This window comes from Curtobacterium sp. PhB142, from assembly GCF_004341255.1.
In the GTDB taxonomy this organism is placed as follows: Bacteria; Actinomycetota; Actinomycetes; order Actinomycetales; family Microbacteriaceae; genus Curtobacterium.
The window spans coordinates 1-19,409 of record NZ_SLUT01000001.1 but is presented as its reverse complement, the minus strand read 5'-3'; the positions used below and the strand labels follow the sequence as shown (position 1 = coordinate 19,409).

The window sequence follows — 19,409 nt, the reverse complement described above, 5'->3', positions numbered from 1 at the left end:
AACCCCCTCCCCCGACCCGATCCGACCCACACCACGAAGGAGTGGTCTTGACCAAGTCCCGCAGACTGCTGAGCTTCATCGTCCTGTCCATGACCGGCGGCGTGATCTTCCAGGTCGCGTACATCCGGTTCGTGTTCCTCGCGGACACCGCGCATGCGCTCGACCTCACGATCCAGCGCTACGGCGAGATCACCTCGGTGTTCGGCGCCGTCGCCGTGCTCATGTACTTCTGCGGCGGGTGGTTCGCCGACCGCTTCTCACCGAAGGCCCTCATCGTGGTCGCGCTGGCCGGCATGGGTGTCGTCGACCTCTGGCTCGCGACGGTGCCGGACGAGACCGGGATCGTCGTCGCCCACGTGCTCATGGCCGTGCTCGGCATGGGGCTGTACTGGTCGTCGCTCGTCAAGCTCATCTCGATGCTCGGCTCGGCGGACGAGCAGGGCAAGCTGTTCGGCTGGCTCGAGGGCGTCCGCGGCATCACGTCCACGATCGTGGGCTTCATCGGCGCCGGCATCGTCGCCGCGGCGATCGCCGACACCGGCGGGGTGCTCTGGGTGATGCGCATCTACGGCGTGCTCTGCCTCGTGTTCGCCGGCCTGGTCCTGCTCGTCGTCCGCACGGACCGCGATGCCCTGGGCCAGGTCGGCCGACAGACGGTCACGCTCCGCGAACTCGGCGCCGCCGCACGCAACAAGTACACGTGGCTCATCGGATCCTCGATCATGCTGATGTACTGCTTCTACACGCTGCTCGGCTACCTCACTCCGCTACTGCAGAACGGGTTCGCCGTGCCCGTCGTGCTCCTCGGCGCGATCGGCGTCATCCGCACCTACGTGTTCCAGATCGTCGGCGGCCCGGTCGGCGGCGTGCTCGTCGACCGGTGGACGAAGTCCTCGCCGGCGTTCCTCCGGTGGACGTTCGTCGTCGCGGCCGTCAGCGCCGCCGGCTTCCTCCTGCTGCCGCAGGACCCCGCCCTGGTGTGGGTCGCCGTCGCGCTCATGATCGTGATGTGCCTCGCGGTGTTCACTTCGCGCGGCGTCTACTGGGCGCAGATCGGCGAGGTCGAGGTCCCGCTCGCCCAGCGCGGCGGCGTGATCGGGCTGGCCTCGGGCATCGCCTACCTGCCGGACGCGTTCCTGCCTGCCCTCGGCGCCTGGTGGGTCGGGGACCCGGCGAACGGCGTCCCCTCGCAGGGCGGCGGGTACACGACCATGTTCGCCGTCCTGCTCGGCGCGGCCGTCCTCGGCTTCCTCCTCACCACCCTCACCATGCGCGTCCGCGCGCGAGACCTCCGGAACCACACGGCGCCCGACGTGGCCGTCGTCGCCTGAAGCACCACGAAAGGACCCCACACCCATGGACATCCGCGACTTCTCGATGGACCTGTTCAGCCTCGCCGGCAAGCGGGCGATCGTCACCGGCGGCAACTCCGGCCTCGGGCAGGCGTTCTCGCTGGCTCTCGCCAAGGCCGGCGCCGACGTCTTCGTGCCGAGCGTGGTCGACGACGACGGCACGACCCGGGCGCTCGTCGAGGGCGAGGGCCGACGGTACGAGTTCCTCGAGGTCGACCTCACCGCGGCGGACGCCCCGCAACGGATCGTGGACGCCTGCGTGGAGCGACTCGGCGGCGTCGACGTGCTGGTGAACTCGGCCGGCATCTGCCTGCTCGACGACGTCGACGCGTTCGACCGCGCGAAGTGGGACCCGATGGTCGCGGTCAACCTCACCGCGCCGTTCGCCCTCGGGCACGCGGTCGCGAAGCACTTCGTCGCGCAGGGCTCCGGCAAGATCATCAACATCGCGTCGCTGTTCGCGTTCCTCGGCGGCCAGTGGTCGCCCGCGTACGCCGCGACCAAGCACGGCATCGTCGGCTTCACGAAGGCGTACTGCGACGAACTCGCGCAGCACAACGTGCAGGTCAACGCGATCGCTCCGGGGTACTTCGCCACGAAGATCACCGAGCAGACCCGGTCCAACCCGGAGACGAACCAGCGCGTCCTCGACCACATCCCGGCCGGGCGCTGGGGTGACGTCGCCGACCTCATGGGCGCGACGGTCTTCCTCTCTTCGCGCGCCTCCGACTACGTGAACGGCCACACCCTGACCGTCGACGGCGGATACCTCGTCCGCTAGTCGCCCGACCAGCGCTCCGACCCACACCAACGAAAGGCAACCCTTCGCATGATCGACTCGATCGCCACCCTCGACCGCTCCGAGATCCTCGCGCGCCTCGCCGAGATCGTCCGACCTGAGCAGATCGACACCGACGAACAGCACCTCAAGGACGCCAGCGTCGACCGGTTCAAGAAGTACCAGTCGGTGCACGGGATCTACGACGCGCCCGCCCCGGTCGCCATCGTGAACGCCGAGTCCACCGAGGACGTCGCCGCGATCCTGGTGTTCGCGAACGACAACCTGATCAACATCGTCCCGCGCACGGGCCGGACCGGCACCGAGGGTGGCCTCGAGACGAGCGTGGTCGACACGATCGTGCTGGACTGCTCGCGCATGGACGCCGTGCTGAACGTCGATCCCGAGAACATGCAGGTGACGGTGCAGGCGGGCGTGCCGCTCCAGCGCCTCGAGGACGAGCTCCGCCTGCAGGGCCTGACCACCGGTCACTCGCCGCAGTCCAAGCCGTTGGCCCAGTACGGCGGGCTCGTCGCGACCCGGTCCATCGGCCAGTTCTCCACGCTGTACGGCGCCATCGAGGACATGGTCGTCGGGCTCGAGGCCGTCTTCCCCGGTGGTGATGTCCGCCGCATCAAGGCCGTCCCGCGCCGTTCCGCCGGCCCGGACATCCGCCACGTCGTCATCGGCAACGAGGGCGCGCTCTGCGTCATCACCGAGGTCACGATCAAGGTGTTCAAGTACCAGCCGGAGAACAACGAGTTCCACGGTGCGCTCGTCGACGACATGCGCACCGGCATCGCGATCCTGCGCGAGGTCATCACGAACGGATTCCACCCCTCCGTCGTGCGCCTGTACTCGCCGGAGGACGCGAACCAGCACTTCTCGCACTTCTCGAAGGACAAGTGCGTCGTGGTGTTCGTCGCCGAGGGCCCGGCCGGCATCGTGCGTGCCACCTCCGAGGAGATCCAGCGCGTCCTCGACCAGCACCAGCACGAGAAGGTCGACCCGGCGCTCATCGAGGCCTGGTTCGACAACCTCAACTGGGGGCAGGACAAGATCGACGCCGAGAAGGCGGTGATGCTGCAGGACCGCCAGCTCGGCTACACGACCGAGATCTCCGCCGACTGGTCCGCCGTCGGCGACGTGTACGACGCGGTCATCGCCCGTATCCGCGACGAGTACCCGCACGCCGAGGACCTCACGATGCTCGGCGGTCACTCGTCGCACAGCTACCAGACCGGCACGAACATGTACTTCGTGTACGACTACCGGATCGACTGCTCCCCGGAGGAGGAGATCGAGAAGTACCACATCCCGCTCAACGCGATCATCGTCGAGGAGGCCCTGCGTCACGGTGGCTCGATGGTCCACCACCACGGCGTCGGCAAGTACCGCACCCCGTGGGTCGAGGAGGAGCACGGCTCCGCGTTCGCGATCATGCAGGGGCTTAAGGCGCAGTTCGACCCGAAGGGCATCATGAACAAGGGCACGATCTTCCCTGCACCCGGAGCGATCCAGTCGGCCGCTGAGCACCCCGACACGCGATTCGGAGCCACGGGCGCATGACTCGCTACCTCGTCGGCATCGACAACGGCTCGCAGTCGTCGAAGGTCACGGTCTTCGACGAGCGGGGCGTCGTCGTCGCCGAGGGGCGCGTGCCGCTGCGGCCGAACCACACACCGGCGCCCGGCGTGGTCGAGCATCCGGACGACGACCTCTGGGACTCCGTCGCGGCGGCGTGCCGCATCGCGATGGCGGCCTTCCGCGGGGACCCGTCCGAGATCGTCGGCGTCGGGCTCTGCACCATCCGGTTCTGCCGAGCGGTGCTGCGCGCCGACGGGTCGCTCGCCCAGCCGGTGATGAGCTGGATGGACGCCCGCGTCGGGCAGCCGTTCACGGCCGAGCACGACGACGTGGCGTACGTCACCACCTCCTCGGGTTACGTCGGTCACCGGCTCACGGGCGCGTTCCGCGACACCGCCGCCAACTACCAGGGCATGTGGCCGATCGACACCGACACCTGGCGCTGGGCGACCGACGACGCCGCGTATGCCGCAACGGGCATGCAGCGGTCGCAGCTCCTCGAGCTCGTCGACCCGGGCGAGGTACTCGGCACCGTGACGGCAGCTGCGAGCGAGGCGACGGGCCTGCCGGTCGGACTGCCAGTGGTCGCGACGGCCAACGACAAGGCGGTGGAGGCCCTCGGCTGCGGGCTCCTCGACCCGACCACCCTGCTCGTGTCGCTCGGCACGTACATCGCCGGCATGTCCGTCGGTGAGCGGAACACCGCCGGCGGGACCGACTTCTGGACCAACTTCGGTGCGGAACCGGGCCGGTACCTGTACGAGTCCGGCGGCATCCGCCGCGGCATGTGGACGGTGAGCTGGTTCCGCGATCTGCTCGGGCCGGACTACGCCGCCGCGGCCGAGTCCGCGGGGGAGCGGGCCGAGGACCGGCTGAACCGCGAGGCCGCCGCGGTCGCTGCCGGTTCCGACGGGCTCCTCACGGTGCTCGACTGGCTCGCGCCGGCGGACGCAGCGTTCCGGAAGGGGTCGATCCTCGGCTTCGACGGACGGCAGGGCCGAGCGCACGTCTACCGGTCGATCCTCGAGGGCATCGCGATGACGATGCGCGACCGCAGCGACGCCATGGCCGCAGAGCTCGGCACGCCGTACGAGCGCGTGGTCGTCTCCGGTGGCGGTTCGTCGTCGGACCTCATGATGCGGGTGATGGCGGACGTCTTCCAGACACCGGCCATCCGCATCGTGGGCGACAGCGCCGCCGGGCGCGGGGCCGCGATCTGCGCTGCCGTCGCGACGGGTGTGCACCCGTCGTTCGCCGCGGCGGCCGAGGCGATGGTCGTCGAGCGGGACCGGTTCGCGCCGGATCCGTCGACCGCGACGGTCTACGACGCGCTGCGTGCGGTGCACGCCGACGTCACGGCCCACACCGACGAGCTGTACCGGCGGACCGCAGCGATCGTCGGCTGACGGCCGCGGACGTCGAACGCGACAGCCTGGAGGCCCGGTGCCGGTCCACGAGATCGGCACCGGGCCTCCAGGCGGTCACCACTCCCGCCGGTTCGCGGCGAGGACCTGCGTGGGCTCACATGCCCCAGACGTCGCGGTTCGACGAGGCCACGGCGATCGCGCCCGCGCCGAGCGCCGCCATGACGTCCGCCTTGTCGCACACCAAGCCGCCGGCGATGACCGGCACCGTGGTGTCGTCGCGGAGCCAGGTGATGACCCGCGGCATGCACCCGGGCAGGATCTCGATCGCGTCGGGCTTCGCCTGCTCGACCACCCGGGGCAGCTGGTGGTACGAGAACGAGTCGACCAGGAAGAACCGTTGGACGGCAACGAGCCCCGCACGCTTGGCGGCGCGGACCAGGTTCGACTTGGTGGAGAGCACCCCGTCGGCGCGGGTGTGCTCGGCGATCCAGGTCACCACGACCTCGCGCGCCGAGAACCCGTCGAGCAGGTCGACGTCCACGAAGACCGTCTTGCCGGCGTCCTTCGCCCGGTCGACGACGTCCGCGACGTCGAGGACGCTGCCGTACAGGACGAACACGACGCCCCGGTCGGAGGCCAGGACCTCGTCGAGCGCCGAGGCGTCCTTCACGCTGGCGATCACCGGGTCGTCGCGGAGTGCTTCGAGCACGGCGGCGGCGCCAGCGCGCGGTGCGGCATCGCGTTCCGTCGTGGTCATACCGACCATTGTCGATGACGCGCCCTGACAGTCGCTGGCCGCGCACTCGAGACTGGACCCGGCGCACTCGAGACTCGGCGTGGGCGACAGTTCTCGCGCTCGCGGGCACGAGGAGTGTCGCGCAGCCCGAGTCTCGCCCCCGCCCTGGACCGGCGGGGACCGCGCGGCCGGGGTCAGCGGGTGATGTGCAGGCCCGCGGCTTCGAGCTCGGTCAGCTGCCAGCCCAGCCAGGGGCTCCAGCCGAACGGCGCACCGGCGACGGCGGCCCGCAGCGAGTCCTCGGAGACCCAGGCGTACTCCGCGACCTCGTCGTCCGCGGGTGCGGGCAGATCGTCGGTCACGGCGCGGAACACCGGGCAGACCTCGTTCTCGACGATGCCCGAGGCGTCGACCGCGCGGTACCGGAAGTCCGGCAGCACGAGCTCGACGTCGCGCACGGTGATGCCGAGCTCGCGTGATGCCCGGCGGGCGATGGCGTCCTCGAAGGACTCGTCCGGGCCGGGGTGCCCGCAGAACGTGTTCGTCCAGACACCGGGCCACGTCTTCTTCGACAGGGCGCGACGGGTCACCAGGACGTCCCCGTCGGTGTTGCGGACGTGGCACGAGAAGGCCAGGTGGAGGGGCGTGTGGTCTGTGTGCACCGTGAACTTGTCCGCTGTGCCGATCGGGGTACGGTCGTCGGCCAGCAGGACCACGGTTTCCGGGAAAGCGCTCATCTGCACCGATAGGTTAGGCCAATGAGCGAGGAAGCGGCCACCGTGGCGCACATCGACCTCGCGCTCGTCGACGACTGTCTCGAGCGCTTCTTCGTCGTGTCTTCGGCTCGTGCCGCGCGCTACGGCCGTCCGTCCGAGGAACTCTGGCGGGTGCTCCGCAAGGCGAGCATGGGCGGCAAGCGCTTCCGGCCGCGCATGGTCCTGACCGCGTACCTCGGCCTCGGCGGGGACGACGTGCACGCTGCCGCGCACGTCGCCGCCGCCTACGAACTCCTGCACACCGCGCTGGTGGTGCACGACGACGTCATCGACCGCGACTGGGCCCGCCGCGGCCAACCGAACGTCGCGGGCTCCTACCGCGACGCCGGCACCACCGGTGGGCTGCCACTGCCGACCGCCGAGCACCGCGGGATGAGCGCCGCCGTGATCGCGGGCGACCTCGCGCTCTCCGGCGCGCCGCGGTTCATCGAGTCCTCTGGTGTGACGGGCGAGCGTCGTGGGCGTCTGCTCGAACTGCTCGACGAAGCCGTGTTCGCCAGCGCCGCCGGTGAGATGACCGACGTCGACTTGGCGCTCGGCGTGATGCCGACGGTGGACGAGGTCCTGGCGATGGAACGGGCGAAGACGAGCGTCTACTCGTTCGAGGCGCCGCTGCAGTCCGGTGCCGTGCTCGCCGGCGCGCCCGAGACCGTCGTCACCGCGCTCGGCGCCTTCGGCCGCGAGATCGGCATCGCCTACCAGATCGTCGACGACCTGCTCGGGGTGTTCGGCGACGAGACGACCACCGGCAAGAGCGTGCTGGGGGACCTGCGCGAGGGCAAGCGGACCATGCTCATCGCGTACGCGGCCACGACGGACTGCTGGCCGGACATCGCTCCCTACCTCGGCGACCCGGACCTGACGGAGGAACGCGCGGCCGAACTCCGTGCGACCCTGGTCACCTGCGGCGCCCGTGCCGCAGCCGAGTCCCGGATCGCCGACCACGTCGCACTCGCCCGTGCCGAGCTCTCCGGACTGCCGTACGACCTCGCCGACCGCCTGGAGGGCCTCGTGACCGAACTCGTGGAGCGCGCCCGGTGACGACCGAGACCACCCGGACCGGCAGCGCGCCGTCCGGTCGGCTGCCCCTGTACGACGCCACGGCCGAGGCCGCGTCGAGCGTCGTCATCGACCGCTACTCGACGTCGTTCGGTCTGGCGAGCCGGTTGCTCGCCAAGGACGCCCGCGAGCACATCCGGAACGTCTACGCGCTGGTGCGGGTCGCCGATGAGGTCGTCGACGGTCCCGCGACCGAGGCGGGTCTCGACCCCGACCTGGCTCGGACGGTCCTCGACGAGCTCGAGGCCGACACCGAGCGAGCGATCGCCCTCGGCTTCTCGGTGAACCCCGTCGTGCACGCGTTCGCCCGGACCGCGCGGGTCACGGGCTTCGGCGCGGAGCTCACGAAGCCGTTCTTCGCGTCGATGCGGATGGACCTGGAGCGCACCGAGCACGACGACGCCTCGTTCGACGCCTACGTGTACGGCTCGGCCGAGGTCGTGGGGCTGATGTGCCTGCGGGCTTTCGTCCACCGCGCCGGCCGACCGACCTTCGACCAGGCAGAACTGGTCGCGGGGGCCCGTGCGCTCGGCGCCGCGTTCCAGAAGGTGAACTTCCTGCGGGACCTGCACGCCGACTTCGAGGTGCTCGGTCGCTCCTACTTCCCGGGGGTCGACATCCGTTCGTTCGACGAGGCCACGAAGGACCGGCTGGTCGCCGACGTGCAGGCCGACCTCGACCACGCGGCCCGGACGATCCGCCTGCTGCCGTCCGACGCGCGCGCCGCCGTCGGACTCGCGCACGCCCTGTTCCAGGAACTCAACGACCGCATCGCCCGCACACCGGCGACGCGCCTGGTGACGACGCGCGTGCGCGTCCCGAACCCGGTGAAGGCACGCCTGGCCGCACAGGTGCTCGCCGGACGCGCCCCCGTGCGGTCGAAGGTGGCCACCCGTCGGCCAGGAGGCACGTCATGACCCCGCCCCGCGCCTCCCGTCCGACGGCCGTCGCCGCCACCACCCGGCGCAAGGTGCCCGCCCGACGCGCCGTCGTGATCGGCGGCGGCATCAGCGGACTGGCGTCCGCGGCGCTGCTCGCGCGGGACGGCTTCGCCGTGACCGTGCTCGAGCAGCGGTCGCAGCTCGGCGGCCGTGCCGGTTCGTGGGAGCGCGACGGCTTCCGGTTCGACACCGGGCCGTCGTGGTACCTCATGCCCGAGGTGTTCGACCACTTCTTCCAGCTGCTCGGTACCTCGGCCGACGCCGAACTCGACCTCGTGAAGCTCGACCCCGGGTACCGCGTCTACAGCGAGGGCAACGACGAGCCGATCGACCTGCGCGCCGACGCCGAGGCGAACATCGCGCTGTTCGAGTCCGTCGAGCCCGGAGCCGGCAAGCGGATCAGGAAGTACCTCGCCTCGGCCGAGGACACCTACGCGATGGCGATCCGCCGGTTCCTGTACACGACGTTCCAGGACCTCACGAAGCTCGCCGCCCCCGACGTGCTCCGTCGCCTGCCGAAGCTCGCCCGGCTCCTCCTGCAGCCGTTGTCGTCCCGCGCTGCCTCGGCGGTCAAGGACCGGCGGCTCTGGCAGATCCTGGGCTACCCGGCCGTCTTCCTGGGCACGAGCCCGTACGCCGCACCGAGCATGTACCACCTGATGAGCCACCTCGACCTCGCCGACGGGGTGCTCTACCCGAAGGGCGGCATCACCGAGGTGATCGCCGCGGTCGAGCGGGTTGCCCGTGCCGAGGGCGCGAAGATCATCGCCGGCGCGAAGGTCGAACGGATCGTCGTCGAGGACGGCGTCGCCACCGGGGTCGTGCACCGCGACCGCGACGGCGTGCAGCACACGGCTCCGGCCGACCTGGTCGTGAGCGCCGCCGACCTGCAGCACACCGAGATGCAGCTGCTCGACCGCGAGCACCGCACCCACGGTGCCGAGCACTGGAAGACCCGCGACCCCGGGCCGAGCGCCGTGCTCGTCTACCTCGGCATCGACGGACCGACGCCCGGCCTGCTGCACCACACCCTGGTGTTCACCGAGGACTGGAAGGCGAACTTCGGCGCGATCTTCGGCAAGGACCGGCACGTCCCCGACCCCGCGTCGATCTACGTCTGCGCGCCGTCGGAGACCGACCCCTCCGTCGCACCCCGCGGCTCGAGCAACCTGTTCATCCTGGTGCCGCTGCCCGCCGACCTGTCCATCGGCAAGGGCGGGATCGACGGTGCCGGCGACTACGAGGTCGAGCAGATCGCCGACCGCGCCATCGACGTCGTCGCCGAGCGTTCGGGCGTCCCCGACCTGCGGGACCGCATCCGGGTCCGCCGGACGATCGGCCCGCGCGACTTCGCCGACGACCTCAACGCGTGGAACGGGTCGATGCTCGGTCCCGCGCACACGCTCAAGCAGAGTGCGTTCTTCCGCGAGAAGAACGCGTCGGCCAAGGTCGAGGGCCTGTACTACGCCGGGGCGTCCACGATCCCGGGCATCGGTCTGCCGATGTGCCTGATCAGCGCCGAGGTCCTGCTCAAGCGGATCCACGGCGACACGAGCACCGAACCGCTGCCGACGCCGCTCGGCACCCCGCGGAACCAGGCCGGCACCGCCTGATGCCGGGGCTGTACCTCGCCGGCCTGGTCGTGTCGCTGATCGGCATGACCGTGCTCGACGCCCGCTTCCGGCTGTTCTTCTGGCGAGCGCCGTGGCGTGCGGCTGCGGTGATGGTCGTCGGCGTCGCGTTCTTCATGGTGTGGGACGTCGCCGGGGTCGCGTACGGCATCTTCTTCATCGGCCCGCAGCACCTGCTGACCGGGGTGCTGCTCGCCCCCGAGGTCCCGCTCGAGGAACTCTTCTTCCTGCTGCTGCTCTGCTACTCGACGATGGACCTGGTCGGCTTCGTCCGGCCCGTCGTGCAGCGGTCGCTCGGACGGCGGCGCCCGTGACCGGCTCCGGCGCGTACGCCCTCCTGGCCCTGCCGTTCTTCGCCGTCGTGGCGGTGGTGGCGGTCGTCGCCGGCATCGTGGTCGCGCGCCGTGCACGAGCGGCGGGACGCGCACCTGGGCCCGGGCGTCGGGTCGCACTGGTCACGTCGCTCGTCGCCGGGATCGCGCTGCTCGTGATGACGATCGTGTTCGACAACGTCATCGTGACCCTGCGCATCGTCGCCTACGACCCCTCGCTCATCAGCGGGGCGAAGATCGGGGCGATCCCGGTCGAGGACCTCGCGTACGCGATGGCGGCGATCGTGCTGCTGCCGAGCCTGTGGGTCCTGTTCGACCGGACGGGCCCGCGCGACCCGGCCGCCGCGCGCCCCGCGCCCGACCCGACCACCGCACCACCGGAGGACACCCCGTGAACGCCAGCACCGCCTCCAGGCCGTCGACCCTGCGAGCCCTGTTCGTCTCGTCGCGTCCGATCAGCTGGGTGAACACCGCCTACCCGTTCGGTGCCGCGTACCTGCTCGGCAGCGGGGTCGGCGTCAGCGTTGACGACAGCGGCGGCGGCGGGTTCTCGCTCGTCGCGTTCCTGGTCGGCGTCGTGTACTTCCTGGTGCCCTACAACCTGGCGATGTACGGCATCAACGACGTCTTCGACTACGAGTCCGACCTGCGCAACCCGCGCAAGGGCGGCGTCGAGGGGGCGCTGCTCGACAAGAGCGTCCACCGCACCACGCTCTGGGCCGTCGTCGCCACGAACGTGCCGTTCCTGGTCGCGCTCGTCGTGCTCGGGGCGGTGAGCGGGAACGGGCCCTGGTCGTGGCTCGTCCTCGCGATCAGCGTCTTCGCCGTCATCGCGTACTCGGCGCCGGGGCTGCGGTTCAAGGAGAAGCCCTTCCTCGACTCCCTGACCTCGTCGACCCACTTCGTCTCGCCCGCGATCTACGGCCTGGCGCTCGCCGGACCGCACTGGACCGGCCAGCTCGTCGCCGTCTGCATCGCGTTCTTCCTGTGGGGGGTCGCCTCGCACGCGTTCGGCGCCGTGCAGGACGTCCTCGCCGACCGGGCCGGCGGCATCGGGTCCGTCGCGACCGTCATCGGTGCGCGGGCGACCGTGCGACTCGCGTTCGTCGCGTACGTGGTCGCAGGTGTCGCGCTGCTGTTCTCGGCGTTCCCGGGGCCGATCGCCGCCGTCGTCGTGATCCCGTACGCGCTCAACGTGCTGCCGTGGTGGAACATCACGGACCAGGGGGCCGAGGCCGCGAACGCGGGGTGGAAGCGGTTCCTCTGGATCAACTACCTGGCGGGGTTCATCGTGACGATGGCGCTCATCGCCTACGCCTTCACGCACTGAGCGCCCGGGTCGCGCTGGTCGCGGTCGGGCTCCGTCGGCGTCCCGTCGAGGTTCCGAAATCTCGGCATCTCGACGTCGCCCGGCGCGATCCGTGGAACCTCGGCGCCGCGCACGCGGCATGTCGTGCAACCTCGGCGCCCGAACCTCGGCGCCTGCCGCCCGCAGCACTGACAGCGCCCGGCGCGCGCAGCACTGACAGACTGGACGGACGCGTCACGGGAGTCGTGACGCCGCAGCCACGAAGGAGTGCACGCATGACGGTCCGGATCATCCACGTCGGTCTCGGAGGGTGGGGCGGCAACTGGGCCCGCACCGCCATCCCAGAGGTCTCCGAAGTGGAGGTGGTCGGGATCGTCGACCCGGTGCCGGCGACGCTGACCGCCGTGCAGCAGGACCTCGGGCTGCCCGCGTCCGCCGCGTTCGCGTCCCTCACCGAAGCGCTCGCCGGGGTCGAGGCCGACGCCGTCGTCATCACCGCCCCCGCCGTCACCCACGTGCCGCTCGCGCTCGAGGCCCTCGACGCCGGCAAGCACGTCCTGGTCGAGAAGCCGTTCGCCAACACCACGGACGAGGCCGTCACCGCCGTGCGCCGTGCCGAGGAGCTCGGCCTCGTGCTGCAGGTCAGCCAGAACTACCGCTGGTACCCGGCACCGCGCGCCGTGCAGGACCTGCTCGCGGCGAACACCGTGGGCGAGCTCTCCGCGATCAACGTCGACTTCCGGCAGTGGGACAACGACCTGGCGTTCGAGGAACACCCGCACTACAAGTTCCCCCACGCCATGATCAACGACATGGCCATCCACCACTTCGACCTGCTCCGGATGGTCACCGGACAAGAGGCCGTCCGGGTCTTCGCCAAGGCGACCTTCCCGTCGTACAGCAAGTACCAGGACGAGGCCATCGCCTCGATGCTCATCGAGCTCGACGGTGGGCTGGTCGTCAGCTACCGCGGCAGCTGGCTGAGCCGCGGCCCCCGCACGGCGTGGGCCGGCGAGTGGAGCATCCAGGGCGAGGACGGCGAACTCTGGTTCACCAGCCGCGACGGAGCGCCGAACGCGGTCGACGGCGACGTGGCCACCCTCCGCCGCACCCAGGACGACGAGGCCGAGCCCGTCGAGCTGCCCGTGCTCGAGCACACCGACCGCCAGGGCGGGCTGCAGGCCTTCGCCCGTTCGGTCGAGGGCGGTCCGGCGCCGGCGACGAGCGGCCGCGACAACCTGCGCAGCCTCGCACTCATGGAGGCAGCTGGTCGTTCGGCTGCCAGCGGCCAACCCGAGGACGTCGTCGTCCCGTCCTGAACGCCGTGACCGACGGACGGGAGGCCCGTGGCGGGCCCGCCACGGGCCTCCCGTCCGCCCTTGGGTCCGCGTCCAATGCCACGGGCGCGACACCGACCAGATGGCCGCACCGCGGCCATCTGGGCGCGCCCCCGGCCCCACCGTGTAGAAACTGGGGAATGGCCAAGGACAGTCTCCCCGAGCTCGAACTCGCGAACGTCCGCACGCGTGAGCGCATGACCGACACCGTCACCGAGCTCAAGCGCCGTGCGAACCTCCCGGCGCGGGCACGGCTCGCAGCCGCGAAGACCCGCCAGCGCTGGCACCGTGACCCGACCCCGCTCGTCGCGATGGGCATCACCGGACTCACCGGGATCGCGGCGATCATCATCGGCATCGCGATCCGCAACCGCCCCGCCGGGCACCTGGCGACGCCACCGGCGAGTTCGGCGTTCACCGCGCTGCTGCCGTTCGGCGCGCCCGGCGACGGCCCCTCGGCCAAGGAGCAGGCGCAGTCCGGCCGCAAGGGTCGCAAGGCCCGGGCGAAGGCGGCCGAGCAGGCCCTGGACCGTGACCCGGCCCACAAGGCCCGCGTGAAGCAGCAGACCGGCATCGCCGCGGTGCAGCGACGGGCGACCAAGAACCGCAAGGCCGCCGTGAAGCGGTCGAAGCAGGCCCTGAAGGCGCGGGGGTAGTCCGATGGCGCAGGAGCAGCAGAAGCCGGACCCGGACGACTCCCGGAAGCCGGACAGTCCCACCGACCTCACCAAGCCCACGCTCGTCTACACGCTGAAGAAGACCCTGCGTGAGTTCTCCAGCGACCAGTGCACCGACCTCGCCGCGAGCCTGACGTACTACACGGTCCTCGCGCTCTTCCCCGGACTGCTGGCGATCGTCTCGATCCTGGGCCTCGTGTCCGACCCGCAGAAGACCATCGACTCCCTGCTGACGATCATCGGCAACGTCGGGTCGCAGAGCGTCGTCGACCTGCTGAGGGACCCGATCGAGGGTCTCGTCCGGTCGCCCGCCGCCGGCATCACGTTCGTCGTCGGCATCGTCGGCGCGATCTGGTCGGCTTCCGGGTACGTCGGCGCCTTCGGCCGGGCGATGAACCGGATCTACAACGTCCGCGAGGGCCGACCGATCTGGAAGCTCCGTCCGACCATGCTCGGCGTGACCGTGTTCACCGTCGTCATGCTCGTCGTCGGTCTGCTCGTGCTCGTCTCGGGTCCGCTCGCCCGGAGCTTCGGCGACGTCATCGGACTCGGCGACGCCGCCGCGACGGTCCTGCTGATCGTGCAGTGGCCGATCCTGCTCGTCGTCGCGATCATCGTCGTCGCGGTGCTCTACTACTGGGCGCCGAACGTCAAGCAGCCGAAGTTCCGGTGGGTGAGCGGTGGGTCGATCCTGGCGATCCTCATCCTGATCATCGCGAGCGTCGGCTTCGGGTTCTACGTCGCCAACTTCTCGAACTACAACGCCACGTACGGCTCCCTCGGTGGGGTCATCGTGTTCCTGCTGTGGCTCTGGATCACGAACAACGCGCTGCTCTTCGGTGCTGAGTTCGACGCCGAGCTCGAGCGCGGCCGGCAGCTGCAGGCGGGAATCCGTGCGGAGGAGGACATCCAGCTCCCCGAGCGCGACACCCGCCAGATCGAGAAGCAGGACGAGAAGCGGGCGCAGGACGTGCTCGAGGGGATCAGGATCCGGCAGGGCGCCGACGGCGACTGACCGAATCCGGTAAACTGGTGCAGCGGACCCGCCCCACTCTCGTGGATCAGGCGGGTCTAGCTGTTTCTCCGGGCACGTGCAACGGCGCACCGTTTCGGTCCAGGGGTCGCAGGTGCTGGTCGTACCAATTCCATCCGAACGCGTTGCGTGGGTGCCGATTGAGGTGGATGTTCACCGTGTACGCCACGAGGTCGGCGATCTGCGCCCACTGCGAACGACGGCTGTCATGTGCCACCGGGTCCTCGAGCACTCGGCGCGTCGCCAGCGGAAGGGCACGATGCGCCGATCGGTAGTTCTCGTCGTCACCGTCCATCGTGATGATCCCGAAGGCGTCCTCGGCGGCCAGCTCGCGATCGATCATCGCCACGAGATCGGCGTACGTCTCGTACTTCGCGGCACCCCAGGCCTTCCCGCCCTCAGGCACCCACCGGAAGACCGATCCCACACGGACACCGGGAAGGAAAGTGAGGGTCCGCAGGCATCGCTCGGCGACTTCGCGCCCGAGGTCCTTCCACAGGACGATTGTCGTTCCGTCTGCGCTCTTCGCAACGTGTCGCGCCGGCGGGTGGTCTGCCACCTTGCCGCGACCCTGGGTGTAGTGCGTGCAGTGCAGTTCCCGCGAGACCGGTATCCCGAAGTCCCGTGCCAGTTCCTTCCGGAGATCGAGCCAGGTGCGGAGGGCGGGCGCCCACGACGTCGGCGACACCTCGACCCAGGCGTACACGATCAGCCCGCCGTGCTCGGCGCTCCCCGAGTCATCGACGTAGAAGAGCCGCATGCGCTCGGTGGCGGCTTCGCGACGTTCCATGTACCAGATACTGACGTACTCCAGGCGTCCGCGGGGGTCGGCGCGCTACGGTGCGACCGTGCCCGCCTTCCTCGAGGGGCTGCCGCTCTGGCAGCTCGTCCTCGCGCTCTTCGTGATCGTGTTCTGCCGTGCGCAGGCCACGTACTGGGTCGCGCGTCTCGCGGTGACGGGTGCCTCGCGCTCCCGCTGGGGTCGCTGGTTGCACTCGCCGGCGGTCCGCCGCGGCTCAGTGCTCCTCGAACGATGGGGCCTGCCGGTGGTGACGGTGAGCTTTGTGGTGGTCGGGCTGCAGACGGTGATGAACGCGGCCGCCGGGCTCGCCCGCGTGGCGTGGTGGCGGTACACGATCGCGATGGTGCCGGGGTGCGTTGCGTGGGCCTTCCTCTACGCCACCGTCGGGCTCGCGGTGTTCTGGGCGGTCGTCGCCGCGCTGGCCGGCTCGCCGTGGGGCATCGCAGCGGTGGCCGTCCTGGTCGTCGCGATGGTCGTCGCGGTGACGGTTCTCCACAGATCCCGAACGCGGACGGGAGGCCCGGCCCGGCTTCCGTAGGCTGGCCCACGTGACGACAGAACAGCTCCAGAACCGTCCGGTCGCCCTGGTGACCGGTGCCACCCGCGGCATCGGCCGCGCGATCGCGACCGACCTCGGTCGCACCCACCACGTGTTCGTCGGCGGGCGGAACGCCGAGGCAGTGGACGCCCTCGTCGCCGAGCTGCCGAGCGCCGTGCCGTTCGTCGGTGACCTCGGCGCGGGGGACCTGCCGCCGCTGCCCGACCGGCTCGACGTGCTCGTGCACTCCGCCGGTGTCGAGCAGGGCACGACCATCGCCGACACCCCGCGTGCCGTGTGGGAGCAGGTCTTCGCCACGAACCTGTTCGCGGTCGCCGAGCTCACCCGGGTGGCGCTGCCGGCACTCCGAGCGGCTCGGGGCATCGTCGTGCCGATCAACAGCGGCTCGGGCTTCCACTCCGGCCCCGGCGGTGGTGTGTACGCGGCGTCGAAGTTCGCACTGCGGGCCTTCGCCGACGCCCTGCGCGAAGAAGAGCGGGCGAACGGCGTCCGGGTCTCGAGCGTGCACCCGGGCCGGACGGACTCGGACATGCAGCGGGCGCTGACCGAGAAGCTCGGCGAGGACTACGACACCGCCTACTACCTGGCGCCGGAGGACGTGGCCGCCGCTGTCCGGACGGTCGTCGACCTGCCGGAGCGCGGCACCGTCGAGTCGCTCGCGATCCGACCGACCCGACGGCGCTGACAGCGGGCTACGACAGCTCGATGCGCGCGTCGAGCTCGAGTCGGTCGAGGAACGTCTCGTCGTGGCTGACCACGACGAGCGCGCCGCGGTAGGCCCGCAACGCGTCGACGAGCTGGTCGACACTCGTCAGGTCGAGGTCGTTCGTCGGCTCGTCGAGCACCAGCAGTTGCGGCGGCGGGTCGGCCAGCACCAGGCTCGCCAACGCCACCCGGAACCGCTCCCCGCCGGACAGCGCCCCGGCGAGCCGGTCGACGGTGTCGCCGCGCACCAGGAACTTCGCGAGGCGGTTCCGGACCTCGGCGACGGCGACGTGCGGGGCGTCCCGTCGCACGTTGTCGAGCACCGTGGCGGTGTCGTCGAGGGTGTCCTTCCGCTGCGGCAGGTACGCGATCCGCTCGACGTGGGCGACGGCTCCGGTGTCGGGGAGCGGGTGCTCCCGCGCCTCCGGCGAACCGACGAGCTGTTCGAGCAGGGTGGACTTGCCGACGCCGTTGTCCCCGGTGACGGCGATCCGCTCCGGCCCCTGCACGATCACGTCCCGCCCGCGAACCGTGACGGTCGCGATCTGCCGTGACGCCGGCACGTCCGGGTCGGGCAGGGTCACGTGGATGGACTCGTCGTCGCGCAGCCGGAGCTGTGCCTCCCGCTTCGTCTCGAGGGCAGCGGCCTCGTCGTCCGCGTACCCGACGCGCAGTCGGCCGGCGGTCTGCTCGCCCTTCTTCCGCAGCTCGTTCGCGTAGCCCTTCGGCATGTTCTCGACGGCCTTCACCCCGGCGCGCGCTCGCCGGGCGATCTTCGTCTCGGCCTCGATGCGCTGCCGCTTCTCGGTGCGGTGTCGCTGTTCGGCGACCCGGACCTCCCGTTCGACGGCCGCCTGCTGCACGGCCACGTGCTCCTCGAACGCACTGAACGTCCCGCCGAACACGGTCAGCGCACGGGCGCGGAGCTCGCACGTCTCGTCGACGTGCTCGAGGAGCTCCCGGTCGTGACTGACCACCACGAGGGTGCCGCGCCAGTCGTCGACCAGGTCGAGCAGGAGCCCCCGTGCCCGACGGTCGAGGTTGTTCGTCGGCTCGTCGAGGAACGCGATCGGACGGCCGCGCAACCGCACCCCGGCGACGGCGACGAGCACGGACTGCCCGCCGGACAGCGTCGACACCGGGCGTTCCAGGTCGGCGCCGTCGAGTCCGACGCTCGCGATCGCTGCGGCGGCCCGTTCCTCGATGTCCCAGTCGTCGCCGACCGCCTCGAAGTGCTCGGGCGACGCGTCACCGGACAGGACTGCCCGGAGCGCGGTGAGCGTCGACCGGATGCCGAGCAGGTCGGCGACGGCGTCGTCGGCCCCCGTCGCCAGGCGTTGCGGCAGGTGGTCGACGGGGCCGGACGTCGAGATGGTGCCCGACGTGGGGTGGAGCCGGCCGGTCGCGAGCCGGACCAGCGTGGACTTGCCGGCCCCGTTCCTCCCGACCAGGCCGGTCCGGCCACGCCCGAAGGCGGCGGTGAGGTGGTCGAGCGCGACGGTGCCGTCGGGCCAGGCGAAGGTGACGTCGTGCAGGACGACGGATGGACTGCTGGGCATGGGGATGCCTCCCGGTGTCGATGCTGGGCGCACGACACCGAACCCACCGCTGTGCGGTGGAGCGCCCGACGGGGCGCGCGATCACGGTGTCAGCGCGTGGGCTGAGCAGAACCGGTGATCGACAGCAATCCGTCTTCTTCCGTCGGGGACCCCCGTGTCCGCCATCCGTGCCGCCGGTCGGTCTCCCGCCCCGGGGGCCTCGTGATGACGACGAGGTGCCTCCCACGGTAATCCCGGCCACGGGGACGCGCAAGGGATGACAGGCTGGGGGCATGCCGGAGAACCTGTTGCCGAACCCGTCGACGAACCCCGAGACCCTGCTGCCCGCTGAACCCGAGGTGACCGCGGCACTCGCCGCCGACGCCCCCGTCGCCAGCGTGGTGGTGTCGCACCCGTCGTCGAGCCTGGCGTGGGCCCTGCTCGCCGACGAGGCCTGGGAGCGTGGCGCGGCGCTCGAGTCGTACGCCTACGCCCGCGTCGGGTACCACCGCGGGCTCGACGCCCTGCGCAAGGCCGGCTGGCGCGGTGCCGGTCCGGTGCCGTGGTCGCACGAGCCGAACCGGGGCGTGCTCCGTGCCCTGTTCGCCCTGCGCCGTGCGGCCGAGGCGATCGACGAGCCCGGCGAGCCCGAGCGCCTGACCGACTTCCTGAACGCGAGCGACCCCGAGGCACTGCGCGCCCTGTCCGCCGGCGCGTAGGCGTCGGAAGCGGCGCGCGGCGTGGCGCGGCCAACGATTCGCGCCCCGTGGCGGTCGTGGGGGGCCCCCCCCCCGGGGGGGGGGGGGGGGGCCGGGGGGGCGGGGGGGGGGGCGCGCGCCCCCCCCCCCCCCCCCCCCCCCCCCCCCCCCCCCCCCCCCCCCCCCCCCCCC

Annotated in this window: 20 protein-coding genes; 16 read left to right on the top strand and 4 right to left on the bottom strand. The window is 71.1% G+C overall.

The window, feature by feature from the left end:
• The first annotated feature begins 47 nt into the window (after positions 1 to 47).
• From EDF31_RS00100 to EDF31_RS00085, 4 genes are read left to right on the top strand one after another with little or no spacing between them, the layout of a single operon-like run.
• Positions 48 to 1,331 (top strand): MFS transporter, encoded by a 1,284-nt coding sequence (locus EDF31_RS00100; protein WP_131844744.1) that lies wholly within the window; start codon positions 48 to 50, stop codon positions 1,329 to 1,331.
• 25 nt (positions 1,332 to 1,356) lie between these two features.
• Positions 1,357 to 2,133 (top strand): SDR family oxidoreductase, encoded by a 777-nt coding sequence (locus EDF31_RS00095; protein ID WP_131844743.1) that lies wholly within the window; start codon positions 1,357 to 1,359, stop codon positions 2,131 to 2,133.
• Between the two features lie 48 nt (positions 2,134 to 2,181).
• Entirely contained in the window at positions 2,182 to 3,699 is a 1,518-nt protein-coding gene (locus EDF31_RS00090; protein WP_131844742.1) for an FAD-binding oxidoreductase, read from the top strand.
• On the top strand, positions 3,696 to 5,123 hold the full coding sequence (locus EDF31_RS00085) for an FGGY-family carbohydrate kinase (protein WP_131844741.1): 1,428 nt from the start codon (positions 3,696 to 3,698) through the stop codon (positions 5,121 to 5,123). The genes EDF31_RS00090 and EDF31_RS00085 overlap by 4 nt, the downstream gene beginning before the upstream one ends.
• Positions 5,124 to 5,238: 115 nt before the next feature.
• Here EDF31_RS00085 and EDF31_RS00080 read toward each other — a convergent pair whose 3' ends face one another.
• Positions 5,239 to 5,841: a glycerol-3-phosphate responsive antiterminator gene (locus tag EDF31_RS00080; RefSeq protein WP_131844740.1), complete on the bottom strand. Its 603-nt coding sequence runs from the start codon at positions 5,839 to 5,841 to the stop codon at positions 5,239 to 5,241.
• A gap of 173 nt (positions 5,842 to 6,014) precedes the next feature.
• On the bottom strand, positions 6,015 to 6,557 hold the full coding sequence (gene idi, locus EDF31_RS00075; RefSeq protein ID WP_111085474.1) for an isopentenyl-diphosphate Delta-isomerase: 543 nt from the start codon (positions 6,555 to 6,557) through the stop codon (positions 6,015 to 6,017).
• 21 nt (positions 6,558 to 6,578) lie between these two features.
• Here idi and EDF31_RS00070 point away from each other — a divergent pair, with 21 nt between their 5' ends.
• The 9 genes from EDF31_RS00070 (at position 6,579) to EDF31_RS00035 (ending at position 14,897) form a co-directional block, all read left to right on the top strand.
• Positions 6,579 to 7,637, top strand: a complete 1,059-nt coding sequence (locus tag EDF31_RS00070) for a polyprenyl synthetase family protein (protein WP_131844739.1) — start codon at positions 6,579 to 6,581, stop codon at positions 7,635 to 7,637.
• Positions 7,634 to 8,572, top strand: a complete 939-nt coding sequence (locus tag EDF31_RS19775; RefSeq protein ID WP_243649773.1) for a phytoene/squalene synthase family protein — start codon at positions 7,634 to 7,636, stop codon at positions 8,570 to 8,572. The genes EDF31_RS00070 and EDF31_RS19775 overlap by 4 nt, the downstream gene beginning before the upstream one ends.
• Positions 8,569 to 10,209: a phytoene desaturase family protein gene (gene crtI, locus EDF31_RS19770; protein WP_235035804.1), complete on the top strand. Its 1,641-nt coding sequence runs from the start codon at positions 8,569 to 8,571 to the stop codon at positions 10,207 to 10,209. Before EDF31_RS19775 ends, crtI begins: the two co-directional genes overlap by 4 nt.
• The gene (locus EDF31_RS00060) at positions 10,209 to 10,541 is read left to right on the top strand and encodes a lycopene cyclase domain-containing protein (protein WP_111085416.1); all 333 of its coding nucleotides are present in this window, start codon (positions 10,209 to 10,211) and stop codon (positions 10,539 to 10,541) included. Before crtI ends, EDF31_RS00060 begins: the two co-directional genes overlap by 1 nt.
• Positions 10,538 to 10,954, top strand: a complete 417-nt coding sequence (locus EDF31_RS00055; RefSeq protein ID WP_165901271.1) for a lycopene cyclase domain-containing protein — start codon at positions 10,538 to 10,540, stop codon at positions 10,952 to 10,954. Before EDF31_RS00060 ends, EDF31_RS00055 begins: the two co-directional genes overlap by 4 nt.
• Positions 10,951 to 11,889 carry a prenyltransferase gene (locus EDF31_RS00050; RefSeq protein WP_131844737.1) on the top strand — a complete coding sequence of 313 codons (939 nt, stop codon included), beginning with the start codon at positions 10,951 to 10,953 and terminating at the stop codon, positions 11,887 to 11,889. The genes EDF31_RS00055 and EDF31_RS00050 overlap by 4 nt, the downstream gene beginning before the upstream one ends.
• Positions 11,890 to 12,143: 254 nt before the next feature.
• Positions 12,144 to 13,187: a Gfo/Idh/MocA family oxidoreductase gene (locus tag EDF31_RS00045; RefSeq protein ID WP_131844736.1), complete on the top strand. Its 1,044-nt coding sequence runs from the start codon at positions 12,144 to 12,146 to the stop codon at positions 13,185 to 13,187.
• 158 nt (positions 13,188 to 13,345) lie between these two features.
• Positions 13,346 to 13,861 carry a hypothetical protein gene (locus EDF31_RS00040; RefSeq protein ID WP_131844735.1) on the top strand — a complete coding sequence of 172 codons (516 nt, stop codon included), beginning with the start codon at positions 13,346 to 13,348 and terminating at the stop codon, positions 13,859 to 13,861.
• Positions 13,862 to 13,865: 4 nt separating this feature from the next.
• The gene (locus tag EDF31_RS00035) at positions 13,866 to 14,897 is read left to right on the top strand and encodes a YihY/virulence factor BrkB family protein (RefSeq protein WP_123293499.1); all 1,032 of its coding nucleotides are present in this window, start codon (positions 13,866 to 13,868) and stop codon (positions 14,895 to 14,897) included.
• 46 nt (positions 14,898 to 14,943) lie between these two features.
• Here EDF31_RS00035 and EDF31_RS19765 read toward each other — a convergent pair whose 3' ends face one another.
• Positions 14,944 to 15,705, bottom strand: coding sequence for a DUF3800 domain-containing protein (locus tag EDF31_RS19765; RefSeq protein ID WP_165901270.1), 762 nt, complete (start codon positions 15,703 to 15,705; stop codon positions 14,944 to 14,946).
• 58 nt (positions 15,706 to 15,763) lie between these two features.
• On the opposite strand from EDF31_RS19765, the gene EDF31_RS00025 reads away from it, so the two are divergent.
• Positions 15,764 to 16,255 carry a VTT domain-containing protein gene (locus EDF31_RS00025; RefSeq protein ID WP_131844734.1) on the top strand — a complete coding sequence of 164 codons (492 nt, stop codon included), beginning with the start codon at positions 15,764 to 15,766 and terminating at the stop codon, positions 16,253 to 16,255.
• A 10-nt stretch (positions 16,256 to 16,265) separates the two neighbouring features.
• Complete coding sequence (locus EDF31_RS00020; protein ID WP_131844733.1) at positions 16,266 to 16,961, top strand: SDR family oxidoreductase; 696 nt, start codon at positions 16,266 to 16,268, stop codon at positions 16,959 to 16,961.
• A gap of 7 nt (positions 16,962 to 16,968) precedes the next feature.
• On the opposite strand, the gene EDF31_RS00015 is transcribed toward EDF31_RS00020, so the two are convergent.
• Positions 16,969 to 18,540: an ATP-binding cassette domain-containing protein gene (locus tag EDF31_RS00015; protein ID WP_131844732.1), complete on the bottom strand. Its 1,572-nt coding sequence runs from the start codon at positions 18,538 to 18,540 to the stop codon at positions 16,969 to 16,971.
• A 272-nt stretch (positions 18,541 to 18,812) separates the two neighbouring features.
• Here EDF31_RS00015 and EDF31_RS00010 point away from each other — a divergent pair, with 272 nt between their 5' ends.
• Positions 18,813 to 19,238 carry a DUF3151 domain-containing protein gene (locus EDF31_RS00010; protein WP_131844731.1) on the top strand — a complete coding sequence of 142 codons (426 nt, stop codon included), beginning with the start codon at positions 18,813 to 18,815 and terminating at the stop codon, positions 19,236 to 19,238.
• Positions 19,239 to 19,409: the final 171 nt, after the last annotated feature.

Bases quoted from the DNA above. Each gene is read 5' to 3' on its own strand.
- EDF31_RS00060 (WP_111085416.1), top strand. From the start codon at position 10,209: ATGCCGGGGCTGTACCTCGCCGGCCTGGTCGTGTCGCTGATCGGCATG.
- crtI (WP_235035804.1), top strand. From the start codon at position 8,569: ATGACCCCGCCCCGCGCCTCCCGTCCGACGGCCGTCGCCGCCACCACC.
- EDF31_RS00090 (WP_131844742.1), top strand. From the start codon at position 2,182: ATGATCGACTCGATCGCCACCCTCGACCGCTCCGAGATCCTCGCGCGC.
- EDF31_RS00070 (WP_131844739.1), top strand. From the start codon at position 6,579: ATGAGCGAGGAAGCGGCCACCGTGGCGCACATCGACCTCGCGCTCGTC.
- EDF31_RS00035 (WP_123293499.1), top strand. From the start codon at position 13,866: ATGGCGCAGGAGCAGCAGAAGCCGGACCCGGACGACTCCCGGAAGCCG.
- EDF31_RS00045 (WP_131844736.1), top strand. From the start codon at position 12,144: ATGACGGTCCGGATCATCCACGTCGGTCTCGGAGGGTGGGGCGGCAAC.
- EDF31_RS00010 (WP_131844731.1), top strand. From the start codon at position 18,813: ATGCCGGAGAACCTGTTGCCGAACCCGTCGACGAACCCCGAGACCCTG.
- EDF31_RS00085 (WP_131844741.1), top strand. From the start codon at position 3,696: ATGACTCGCTACCTCGTCGGCATCGACAACGGCTCGCAGTCGTCGAAG.
- EDF31_RS00080 (WP_131844740.1), bottom strand. From the start codon at position 5,841: ATGACCACGACGGAACGCGATGCCGCACCGCGCGCTGGCGCCGCCGCC.
- EDF31_RS00095 (WP_131844743.1), top strand. From the start codon at position 1,357: ATGGACATCCGCGACTTCTCGATGGACCTGTTCAGCCTCGCCGGCAAG.
- EDF31_RS00040 (WP_131844735.1), top strand. From the start codon at position 13,346: ATGGCCAAGGACAGTCTCCCCGAGCTCGAACTCGCGAACGTCCGCACG.
- EDF31_RS19765 (WP_165901270.1), bottom strand. From the start codon at position 15,705: ATGGAACGTCGCGAAGCCGCCACCGAGCGCATGCGGCTCTTCTACGTC.
- EDF31_RS00015 (WP_131844732.1), bottom strand. From the start codon at position 18,540: ATGCCCAGCAGTCCATCCGTCGTCCTGCACGACGTCACCTTCGCCTGG.
- idi (WP_111085474.1), bottom strand. From the start codon at position 6,557: ATGAGCGCTTTCCCGGAAACCGTGGTCCTGCTGGCCGACGACCGTACC.